At 33.4% G+C, this 11,345-nt stretch carries 9 protein-coding genes and 2 pseudogenes; 4 read left to right on the forward strand and 7 right to left on the reverse strand.

Annotated elements, in window-relative coordinates; genetic code table 11:
- On the reverse strand, positions 1–217 hold a 217-nt coding region (locus ACTCAF_RS09610), incomplete at its 3' end, for an AAA family ATPase (protein WP_463063065.1).
- A 274-nt stretch (positions 218–491) separates the two neighbouring features.
- Positions 492–1,214, reverse strand: coding sequence for a UPF0149 family protein (locus ACTCAF_RS09615; protein WP_463063066.1), 723 nt, complete (start codon positions 1,212–1,214; stop codon positions 492–494).
- Between the two features lie 712 nt (positions 1,215–1,926).
- Between ACTCAF_RS09615 and ACTCAF_RS09620 the strand changes: the two genes are divergently transcribed.
- Genes ACTCAF_RS09620 through ACTCAF_RS09630 form a run of 3 tightly spaced genes read left to right on the forward strand, consistent with a single transcriptional unit; the run spans position 1,927 to position 5,949 of the window.
- Positions 1,927–4,437: a molybdopterin-containing oxidoreductase family protein gene (locus ACTCAF_RS09620; RefSeq protein WP_463063067.1), complete on the forward strand. Its 2,511-nt coding sequence runs from the start codon at positions 1,927–1,929 to the stop codon at positions 4,435–4,437.
- The gene (locus ACTCAF_RS09625) at positions 4,434–5,243 is read left to right on the forward strand and encodes a 4Fe-4S dicluster domain-containing protein (RefSeq protein WP_463063068.1); all 810 of its coding nucleotides are present in this window, start codon (positions 4,434–4,436) and stop codon (positions 5,241–5,243) included. The genes ACTCAF_RS09620 and ACTCAF_RS09625 overlap by 4 nt, the downstream gene beginning before the upstream one ends.
- Position 5,244: 1 nt before the next feature.
- Positions 5,245–5,949, forward strand: coding sequence for a cytochrome b/b6 domain-containing protein (locus ACTCAF_RS09630; protein ID WP_463063069.1), 705 nt, complete (start codon positions 5,245–5,247; stop codon positions 5,947–5,949).
- Between the two features lie 24 nt (positions 5,950–5,973).
- Here the strand turns inward: ACTCAF_RS09630 and ACTCAF_RS09635 are convergent, their stop codons facing one another.
- From ACTCAF_RS09635 to ACTCAF_RS09650, 4 genes and pseudogenes are all read right to left on the reverse strand, one after another.
- The gene (locus tag ACTCAF_RS09635) at positions 5,974–6,729 is read right to left on the reverse strand and encodes a 3-hydroxybutyrate dehydrogenase (RefSeq protein WP_463063070.1); all 756 of its coding nucleotides are present in this window, start codon (positions 6,727–6,729) and stop codon (positions 5,974–5,976) included.
- Between the two features lie 12 nt (positions 6,730–6,741).
- A pseudogene (locus ACTCAF_RS09640) lies at positions 6,742–8,127 on the reverse strand (TRAP transporter large permease).
- Position 8,128: 1 nt separating this feature from the next.
- The gene (locus ACTCAF_RS09645) at positions 8,129–8,656 is read right to left on the reverse strand and encodes a TRAP transporter small permease subunit (RefSeq protein WP_463063071.1); all 528 of its coding nucleotides are present in this window, start codon (positions 8,654–8,656) and stop codon (positions 8,129–8,131) included.
- A gap of 53 nt (positions 8,657–8,709) precedes the next feature.
- Positions 8,710–9,780, reverse strand: coding sequence for a TRAP transporter substrate-binding protein (locus ACTCAF_RS09650; protein WP_463063072.1), 1,071 nt, complete (start codon positions 9,778–9,780; stop codon positions 8,710–8,712).
- Positions 9,781–9,996: 216 nt separating this feature from the next.
- Here ACTCAF_RS09650 and ACTCAF_RS09655 point away from each other — a divergent pair, with 216 nt between their 5' ends.
- Positions 9,997–11,262: a sigma-54 interaction domain-containing protein gene (locus ACTCAF_RS09655; RefSeq protein ID WP_463063073.1), complete on the forward strand. Its 1,266-nt coding sequence runs from the start codon at positions 9,997–9,999 to the stop codon at positions 11,260–11,262.
- A gap of 10 nt (positions 11,263–11,272) precedes the next feature.
- Here ACTCAF_RS09655 and ACTCAF_RS09660 read toward each other — a convergent pair.
- Positions 11,273–11,338: pseudogene (locus tag ACTCAF_RS09660) on the reverse strand (hypothetical protein); the annotation flags it as partial.
- Positions 11,339–11,345 lie beyond the last annotated feature (7 nt).

Here is an 11,345-nt window from a genome sequence, read left to right on the forward strand (position 1 = left end):
CATAAATATACAGACCTTCAAAAAGCTTTTTGTTGCCTTCAAACAATTCCTTTAATGTATCAAGAAATAAAGATTTACCAAATCTGCGAGGGCGGGATAGAAATACATATTTGTATTCTTGAATTAGCTTATAAGCTTCTTCAGTCTTATCGATATAAACGTAGTTTCCTTCAATTATTTCACTGAATGTTTGTATCCCGATTGGGAGCTTTTTCATAATCGTCTCCGAAACATTTATGGCAATATAATCTTTTTACAAATATAAGATAAATTATAACTTTTAGCAAGTGGGGTTTACCCGACATCACACTGTTTTTGGTATCTTTTACATTTAGGAAAGTTTTTTTATTTTCTAATTTGCTCTAATATAATGTTTGCTATTTAAACAAAATTTTAATCCTCTATTTTTGCATTAAGTATTAACAAATATTGTATAACAGGAAATAGTAAGCAATTACCTATAACAAATATTTTAATCTGGTTAACAGTACTTAATTTCTACCACAGCACTTTTTGTATTTTTTACCACTGCCGCAGGGGCATAAATCATTACGTCCAATTTTTTCTTTTTTCTTTTTAGTTTTATTTAAGTCTTCTTTAAACTTTTTCTTTCTTTCATCCAAAAACATTTCCCCGACTGCTTTTAGAGCTTCAGCAGCTCTTGGTATTAGTTTATAAATCAATTTTTTGTCTACATTATCTTCTTGTACTAAATATTCATTTAAAGTGTCAGGGTAAGCTGCACTAAATATAATCCCCAAAAAATAGGTATAAAGTTCTTTTTCTTTTGAAGGTTTTTTAAGGTCTTCAGGGTTAGGAAACCATATTTCAGGTCTCATTTTAAATGCAGAAAAAAGACCCTTTGCCCAATCTGAAATTTCAGCCATATATTCATCAGTTAAATCTTCATCTTTTATTACGTCGACAAGTATCTTAAACTTTTGATTTTCTGCAGCATAGATATAAGCATTATAAGCTTTCATAAGATTCTCTACAAAAAGGCTCATTTCTTCTTGAGATTCAAATATCGGTTCTTCATTTCCAAATATTTCAGGCATATATTCACTTATAAATATAACATCAGGCGTCAATGCTATACCGAAAAGAAACCCTTCAAGCTCAGCAACATTCATCGCTCCATCTCTTTTTTCAAGAATCTTTTTAAAAACCTCTTTTTGCTTTTTGTTAAGAATATCTACCATAAACGCCGGCATTTCAACATCTCCTATAACATATTTTGCAGTGCTTAAGGATATTTACTATAGATTTAAGTGTTTGTCGAGTATTCAAAGACTGCCGTCAGCTATTTCTTATACATCTAAACTACAATTTAACTTTTCTTCATTTATTCAAACCTGTGCTTCTCTGCAGTCTCTGTGATTAAAAAACTGTGAACAGTGAATGGTGAATAGTGAATAGTGAACTGTGAGTCTTGGACAAAAAATAAATTGTGTAAGTTAATATGAGGTGTAAAGGTTGTAAAGGGTATGAAGGTGTAAAGGTTATAAAAGGTGTAAAGGTTTTAGAGACTAAAACATAATACTTAATACTAAATTCTAACCTCTGCGTCCTCTATTGCAAAAACTATCTCTCTCAACAAATAATATGCATTAAACTTAAACTTTTGCTCGAAACCTATATATTATTCATAAATTATAATATATAAATATTTGCATAACATGTTGATAATAAAGTATTTTAAAAATATAAAAAACCTTATAAAAAATAAAATTTTAAAAAAATCATATATAATAGATATGAGATGTGTTGCTTAATTTTATTTAAACTACAGTAAAATACAGGCACGCATTAATTTAAAACCTAATTCTCTTTTATATTAAATTTAAATAAATATTGCATTTGTTTTTCTTTGTTTTATAAATAGTTACCGGCAACATTAACATAATTTTTTATTAGGAGGTTAGTATGCCTTGTTTAAACAGGAGGAACTTCTTAAAGCTAAGTGCAGGGGCTGCACTGTCAGGAAGTTTACTTTCACTAAAAGAGTCGCACGCAAAGGTTACACCTTTGGATTTTGGTGTAGAAAAAAAAGTACCTGTTTTGTGTAGGATGTGTGCCCAATTCTGCCCAATGATAGCAGTAGTTAGAGACTCGAGAGTAATAAGAATAGAGTCAAATAAAAACACACCACATTCAGGTATTTGTGCCAGAGGGAGGGCAGCAACAGCTGCGTTGTACAACCCAAACAGGATTAAACAGCCTTTAATCAGAGTAGGTAAAAGGGGAGAAGGAAAGTTCAAACCGATTTCTTGGGATGATGCTTTAAAAATTATTTCAGATAAACTTATCAACTTAAAAAATAACGGTGAAGAGCACCTGGTTGCTTTTTTACCAAGATTTAATAGTGCACCAGGAATGGATAAAGAATTTTTTACTATTTACGGCACCCCAAATATTGTAGGATACGGGGATACCTGTTTTGGCAACTCATTAATTGTAAGCTATGGTTCAATTATGGGTGGTAATGAAGATAAAGGTGTACCTGGGGGCGGAACGGGCGCATTAAGTCCTGATTATGAAAATGCTAAATACGGGATTCTTATCGGCAGAAATCCAGGTGGCGGACTTGTAACTTTCCCTTGGGGAATTATGTATGGAAAAGGTAGAAGAAATGGTTTAAAAGTTACAGTTATTGATCCAAGAAAGCCATCAGAGGCAGGGGAAAGTCTTACCGAATGGCTACCGATAAGCCCCGGTACAGATTTAGCCCTTTTACTTGCTATAGCAAACACAATTTTGACCTCCGGAAAATTTAACAAAGAATATCTTAAAAAGCATACAAACGCACCTATGCTTATAGACAGCGAAGGGAAACCTGTCCATTTTGAAAACATAGATGACAAACATATAGATTTTCTTGTATATGACGAAGACGATAAACAATTTAAGCTTTCTAAAGATGCATCAAACCCTTCATTGACGGGAGAATTCGAATATAATGGAGTTAAAGTTACTACTGCTTTGACTGCATTAATAAACTCCTCAAAGCAATTTACACCTGAATGGGCGGAAAAAGTTACAAGTGTGCCTGCCAATAAAATTAAAAATGTCGCAGAAAATCTAATTAACAATGCACCTCAAGTGTTTATAGAAAGAGGATACAGGTCTACAAGATATGATAATTCAATGGAAGAGAAAAGGGTAATTCTGATTATAAACACTCTATTAGGAAGTATAGGCACAAAAGGGGGGATGATTATTCAAAGAGGTGTAAAGACTGGCAGCTTTATAAAAGCACCTAAACCGGAACAAAAGCCTATCTCACACTATTACCGAAAATTCAGTGAATACTCGTTAATAAATACTAAAGATTACAGAAGATTTTTTATAAAGTCACTCCTTGAAGAAAAACCATACAAGTGCAAAGTGGCAGTGTTTTGGGGTCAGAATATAATTGGCGGCTCTACAGGTAGTGAAGAAATTATTCAAGCATTGGAAAAGCTTGAAACAATAGTCGCTATTTCCCCCTATTTCAATGAAACAGTACTTTATGCTGATATAATACTTCCTGATGCAATGTTTTTGGAAAGGGATGAAGCCATTCGTACAAAATTTAAAGCACCTTACCCTACCATTGCTGTCCACAAAAAGGCTGTTGAGCCTCTTTTTGGTGCAAAAGAGGGTTACTGGATAGTTAATGAGCTTGCAAAAAGAGTTTTGGACTCAGAAACATATAATACATACTTTAGTCATTACAACGAAAAAGGGATTAATGCTATTTTAGATAAGCAACTTTCCAAAGTAGAAGGATTATCAGAAGATGAGCTACAAACATTTTCGCCAGACTCACTATTTGAAAAAGGGGTATGGACTGGAAATATAAAATACGGGGTAAAGGCAAAAACAAAGTCTAAAAAAATCGAAATATACAGTACTTTCTTTTTGGAAAAACATTTTGAACTAAAAGCGGCAAATGAAAAATTGGCAAGTATATTAGACCCTGGCTTTAAATATCAGCCCCCATACTGGAAAACAGAAAAAGAAACATTAGGCAAAGATGAGTTTATACCGGTAACAGGCTTTAACCCATTAAGCTCATTTACAGGCGCACAAACAAAAGATAACCCTATTTTAAACTTCCTTGGTGGAATGGTAGATTGGGATGCAATATATATCAACAAATCAAAAGGGGAAAAAATTGGACTTAAAGATGGGGATATTGTTGAAGTTTTTAATATTCAAAAGCCCCATCTTGTCACTAAAACTAAAATAAAACTTGTAGAATATGTACACCCTGACGCCTTATTTTCATATTATGGAGTAGGTGCTGGATATTATAACAACCTTACAAACTTTTTAACCAATGCACCAAAATATGGGTTTAATCCTAATCATATAGGCAACTTTACGTTTGCCGTACTTGATGGCGGGCAACTGGCTCAAGACTTTATTGTTAAAATCAGGAGGGCAAAATGAGTAAAAACATAATTTGCTATGATTCTATGTCATGTATCAGGTGCTATGCATGTATGACAAATTGTGCTATAGAAAATAGTACAAGGCAATTCAGAGATAAAGGGTATAAGTACGAAGCATCAGTAAATGAGCCAAAAGAAAGTAAATTTTACCTTACCCCTTTAACTTATGAATATGGAAAATACCCTGAAGCACAAAAAATAACAAAATTTCATCATTGCAATCATTGTGAAAACGCTCCTTGTAAGCAAATTTGCCCTGCAGGAGCAATAGAGCAAAGAAAAAGCGGTGCAGTTGTGATTCATGAAAATGTATGTGTGGGTTGCCGCTCATGTATAGATGCATGCCCTTATAATGTACCTAAATACAGTAAAGAAACAAACAAAACTTCTAAATGTATTTTATGTCACGACCGCATCGAAAACGGTTTAAAGCAGGCTTGTGTGGAGGGTTGTCCTACTGGAGCTCTATTTTCTGGTTCAATTCAAGAAGTAGAACAGGAAATAGTCAAAAGGATTGCAATTTACAAAGATACCTACAATGAAGAATTTGTTGCTTATGGTCTTGATAAAATTAACAATTATGTAGGGAAATTAGGCTGGGTAACTATTATCCCCAAAAAAGAGATGAATTTGTACAAATTACCTGAAAATCCTCGCAGCAACGCAATAGCACTTAGAAACTTTGCCAAAGCAAGTGCACCATTTTTAATTGGTGGCGCATTAGCTGCAACAGCCGGACATTTTATATATTGGCTGGCAAAAAGAAAAGAAGTAGTTGCAGAAAAAGAGCACAAGGAGGAGTAATATGACTCATAATACCAATCAAAAAATAGAAGTATTCAACCAAATAATTATTTGGTATCACAAACATATCATTCATTTTATGATATTTTTCATAATTACGGGACTGCCAATTTTATCCAATAAATTTAGCTTTTTAGCCTACATATTTGGTATACCTGTTAGCTTGTTTGCCGGTGCCAATACTTCTGCAGAAATACTAAGTATTGGTATTCAGGTTGCAAGAATATTCCATAGGGTAACGGCATTATTTTTCCTACTTACAACAATACCGTTTGTAATTGTTATGCTCAAGGATATAAGTTCATGGCAAATATGGCCTGAAAAATGGGGAATTAAACCATTTTTCAACGGATTTTCAGATTTGTATAAAACATATATAAAATTTGAGCACCCTGAGATAGGAAAATACAACATGGGACAAAAACTATTTGCATGGTTTATAATATTTTCAATGATAGTTATGACTATTACTGGGTTAATGCTGACATTTAGAGATTCTTACACCTTAGAGGCTTTACAATGGGCGAAAAGCCTGCACGGTACATTTTTTATACTTATAATATTTTTTCTAATTATTCACATGTATATTGGGACTCATCCAATTAACAGATGTGGCTTAAAAGCAATTTTTAGGACAGGTGAAGCTGACTTGGAACATATCAAAGAAAAACACCCAAAATGGTATAAAAAAATAGTAAAAAGTTAAGAAAAGGGGCATTTAGCCCCTTTTTTATTGTGCAGTCCATCCACAGTCAATTGTAAGAGAATTACCTGTCATACATCTTGCCGCATCGGAGCATAAGTAAAGCACCGCTTCACCTAATTCATCAGGCTCAATCATGCGCTTGATTGCCTGTTTCTTCAAAATTACTTTTTCAAGTACTTCTTCTCTGGAAATCCCGTGAGTTTTGGCTTGATCATCAATCTGGTTATCCACAAGTGGCGTTCTAACATACCCAGGAGATATTGCATTAACAGTTATCCCACAATTAGCACCTTCTAATGCTGCAACCTTAGTTAGCCCCATAAGACCGTGTTTAGCAGATACATAAGCAGATTTAAATTCTGAGGCACGTAGACCATGAACAGAGCTAATATTTATAATTCTTCCCCACCCTTTTTCTTTCATGTATGGCCACACATATTTGGTCAATAAAAATGGGGCAGTAAGCATTAAAGATATAATAAAATTCCATTTTTCTTCTGGAAAGTCTGCAATTGGACAAACATGCTGGATACCGGCATTGTTAACTAAAATATCTACCGTACCATAATGGGCTACTGAAGCCTCAATAAGCATTTTACAATCGTTTGCTTTAGATAAATCCGTTTTAACAAAAAAACCACCCAAATCTGAAGCTACTTTTGCACCTGTTTCTTCATTAATATCTGAAATAACAACATTATAATTATTTTTAGACAGAGCTTTTGCCACACTTAATCCTATACCGCTTGCTCCACCTGTTACTATTGCGACTTTTTTCATATTCAAATCCCCCTATTTGTAAATTGTTGCTGGAAGCCATGTAATTAATTCTGGGAAAATTATCAAAAAAAACAAAGATAATAACTGTATTATTATAAAAGGGATAACACCCTTATAAATATCTCCAAGGGTTATATTTGGCGGGGTAACCCCCTTTAAATAAAACAAAGAAAATCCCACGGGTGGCGTTAAAAAAGATGTCTGTAACGTCATTGCAACCAACATTACAAACCATAGTAAATTTGGATTTTCCAGTACCCCATATCCATTTATATTTAGTCATAGATGAGGTATTACCGGAGAAAGAAGCGGCAAAACTATCAATGTAATTTCAACCCAATCAAGAAAAAAACCAAGTAGAAAAACTACACCTAAAATGACTAAAATAGTCCCGGTTGGACCAAATGGAAGAGAAGTTAAAACCTCAGAAATAACTTCATCGCCACCCAAACCTCTTAATACAAGAGCAAATGCAGTTGCACCCACAAATATGCCAAATATATATGCGGTAGTATTAAAAGTACCATAAAGTACATCTTTTAAGACTTCAAAATTAAACTTTTTAAACATAACTGCAAGTAAGAGCGAACCTAACGCACCCACTGCACTTGCTTCAGTTACCGTAGCAATACCTGCAAAAATTGACCCTAGAACTGCAACTATAAGCCCAAAGGGTGGTATAACATTTAATATTACGTCCTTAACAACTTTCCAAGATACAGGTTCAAGATCTTTTGGAAGTGGTGCTGATTTTGGACTAAAAAAAGCAAAAATAAGGATAAAAACTACATACATACCAGCAAGTATTAGTCCCGGGAATACGGCACCAAGGAATAGATCACCCACAGATAAACTTAATTGATCACCCATAACAACAAGCATTATGGAAGGTGGAATAAGAATACCCAAAGTCCCTGCACTTACTACTGTGCCAAGTGCCAATGTTTTTGAATACCCTTGATTTAACATGGCTGGTAGTGAAAGCAAACCAAGTAAAACAACTGACGCTCCGACAATGCCGGTTGAAGCTGCAAGCAACACACCTACAAATGTTACGGTTATTGCAAGACCTCCTCTTACTTTACCAAATAATTTTTGAGAAGAATTCATTAATCTTTCGGCAATACCTGACTTATCCAACATTAATCCCATAAATATAAAGATAGGCAAAGATACAAGCACCCAGTTTGTCATTGTTTTGTATATTCTGGTAATAACCAAACCAAAGTAATTTAAATCAATACCAGTAAAAGCTCCAAAGTAATTATCCGCGATATATCCCACACCTACAAACAATACTGCAGTGCCACCAAGTGCAAAAGGTATAGGATATCCAATAAGCAATATACCTATAAATGTAGCAAACATTAAAATTACCAATATTTGGTTGATATCCATACTATTCCCTCCCCAAAATAATAAGCAATGATTTTACCATCCTTGAAACTACAGCAATCAATAGCAATATAAAGGAAATGGGTATAACAGCTTTAATTATCCATCTAAAAGGAAGACCTAAAGGTGCATTTGAGTGTTCATTTAAGATAAATGAGCTATGAGTAAATTCTACACCATAATAAATTAAAACAAGGATAAAAGGTAATAACAAAAACAGGTGGCCAAGTAGCTCAATCCACTCTCTAGCCTTTATCGAAAATTTACTTTGCAATACGTCAACTCTGACATGTGAATCGGTTACAACAGCATAAGATAAGCCAATCATATAGGCAAAAGAATACAGATGCCATTCCAACTCCTCAAGTATCACAAGACCATGGTTAAACCCATATCTCAGTAAAACTTGTAATAAAGTAACAACTATCAATAGTAAATTCGCCCAACTTACTGCTTTACCAATCCTAATTATAAGCTTATCAAGTATACTTGACAGCTTATTAGACCCAGGTTTTACTATATTTTCTTGCATTATGACTCCTTATAGAAACTAAAAATAATAGAGCCCCTAAAAGGGGCGTCTATTTATTCAAATGGTAATGTGCTATAATTGATAAACTTATTAACTTCTTTGAAATATTGTTTCTGATCTTCAATAACTTTTTTAAAGAATGGATCTTTTGCAGTTTCTTCTTCCAAAACCTCATTCCAAGTTTGTCTTAACTTTTTAACTATTTCATCATTAAATTTCATGTTTTTCACGCCTTTCTCCTCATTTTCCATAAGGACTTTCCCCTGTACAGCAATAGATTTAGTAAGAGTGAAATAGTTAGTTGCATTGACAGCAGTCTGTATTACAGCTTGCTGACGTGGGCTCATGGAATTCCATGTTTCTTTATTAATTAAAAGCTCAAATGTTGATGAAGGCTGATGCCAACCTGGAAAATAGTTATATTTGGCAATCTTGTAAAAACCAAGTTTTTTATCAACTATAGGCATAGAAAATTCGGTAGCATCAATAGCTCCTTTTTCAAGAGCAGGGAATATTTCTGCACCAGGTAATAATACTACTGATGCGCCAAGCTTCGCTAAAACTTTTCCACCTAAACCATAAAATCTGATTTTCAAACCTTTGAAATCATCTATACTTTCAATTGGTTTTTTATACCAACCGGCAGTTTCAGCTGTGTATATTGTTATAGGGAAAACTCTAACATTAAATCCGGCATTATCATACATTTCCTGATATAATTTACTACCGTTGCCTACTGTAAACCATGAACCGAACACTTCAGGAGTAGGTCCAAAAGGGAGTGCAGAAAAAACCGCAGCAGCCGGTATCTTCCCTTGGATATATCCTGAAATAGTGTAACCAGCGTTAACTTTACCTGTAGAAACAGCATCATGAATTTCAAAAGCAGGCATTAATTTGCCAGGTTCAAAAATCTTAACTTTAATTGTGTCATCCATACTGTTTACTAAATCAGCAAAATAAACAGCTCCTTCACCCAAAATAGGTAAAGTTGAAGGGAAAGCCAAAGGCATCTTAAGTAGAATATTTTTTTCTTTTTCTTTGGCAAACAAATTAACAGTGCTAATTGCCAATACCAAAATAACAACTGAAAAAACTTTTAAAAACATTTTTACACTACGCATACACATCCTCCTTTTTAAACAACTATGTTTTAATATGATCAAATAGCATGCCATAATATCAATATTTTATTAGCATCAGATTAACACTTGATATTTATTAGCTTTATTTAATAGACATTTTAATTAGTTGAAATAAATATAAAAATGTTATATAAATTCTATGTATCAATTTTGAAACATATAGCATTTTTGATACAATACTTTTAGAGATAGGTAATGCTAATAAAAAATTTTTACAAAAAAATGTTAGACAACTTGCCACTTGGAATCATTACTACCGATCCAAATGGCAACATCCTTTATCTAAACAAATATTATGCTGACTTTTTATCAGTTAACATTAATAAAGCTTTGGGTAAAAACATTAAAAACTTTGTCCCTAACACAAGAATGATAGAAGTAGCAAAGACTAAAACTCCTGAAATTAATTTTATACATGATTTTGTCCCTCAAGGTGTTAGCACAATAGTTCACAGAATACCAATAATTGAAGATAATGAAGTAATTGCAGTATTCGGAATAATACTAATAACAAGCAACGAATCAGACGATATCACTGAAAAACTAACTCTGTTAAACACGAAAATTAAACATTACGAGTCAGAGTTAAAAGATTTAAAATCTAAAAGATTTACTTTTGACAAGATAATTGGAGTTACACAAGAAATTAACAAAGTAAAAGAAGATGCAAAAAAAGCATCTAAAACTAATCTTCCTGTTTTAATAGTTGGAGAGTCTGGAACAGGAAAAGAGATGATTGCACAAGCTATACACTACTCCAGCTCCAGATCAAACGGCCCGTTCGTAAGAATTAACTGTTCAGCAATACCTAAAGAACTATTTGAATCAGAACTTTTCGGATACGAAAAAGGTTCATTTACAGGAGCAGACAACAAAGGGAAAATAGGTAAATTTGAAATAGCCAATAATGGAACTATTTTTTTAGACGAAATCGGTGACATGCCTCTATCGCTACAACCAAAACTACTAAGAGTTCTTGAATATAAAGAATTTGAACGAGTAGGAGGGAATAAAGTAATAAAATCTGACTTTAGAATAATTGCCGCCACAAACAAACCACTTGAAGATATGGTAAAAAAAGGTGAATTTAGGGCTGACCTCTTTTTCAGATTAAACGTAATAAATATAAAAATCCCCCCATTAAGAGAGAGGAAAGAAGATGTACCAATTTTGATACAGCACTTCATAGACAAAACATTGTTTGAAAATAAAATATACGGCAGAGAAATTAAAATAACCGAAGATGCTTTAAAGTGCCTTATAAATTACTCATGGCCAGGAAATGCAAGAGAATTACAAAACATTGTAGACAGTAAGATGCCCCCTTTTGTCAAGACTTTTTTCATAGATTTTAATTTTCCTTCATTCATGCTGTTTCACTCAGTAAAGTGTCTTCTTTTAACATACCTTGAAAGTAAACCTCATCTGGTGTCCGATACCCAAGAGATGAATGTAACCTAAATTTGTTATATCTATTTATATAGTTATCAAGATTGCATCTCGCATCTCTTATGTCTGAATAACTTTTTAACAACACCTCTTCA

The sequence above is a fragment of the Deferrivibrio sp. genome, from assembly GCF_055117995.1.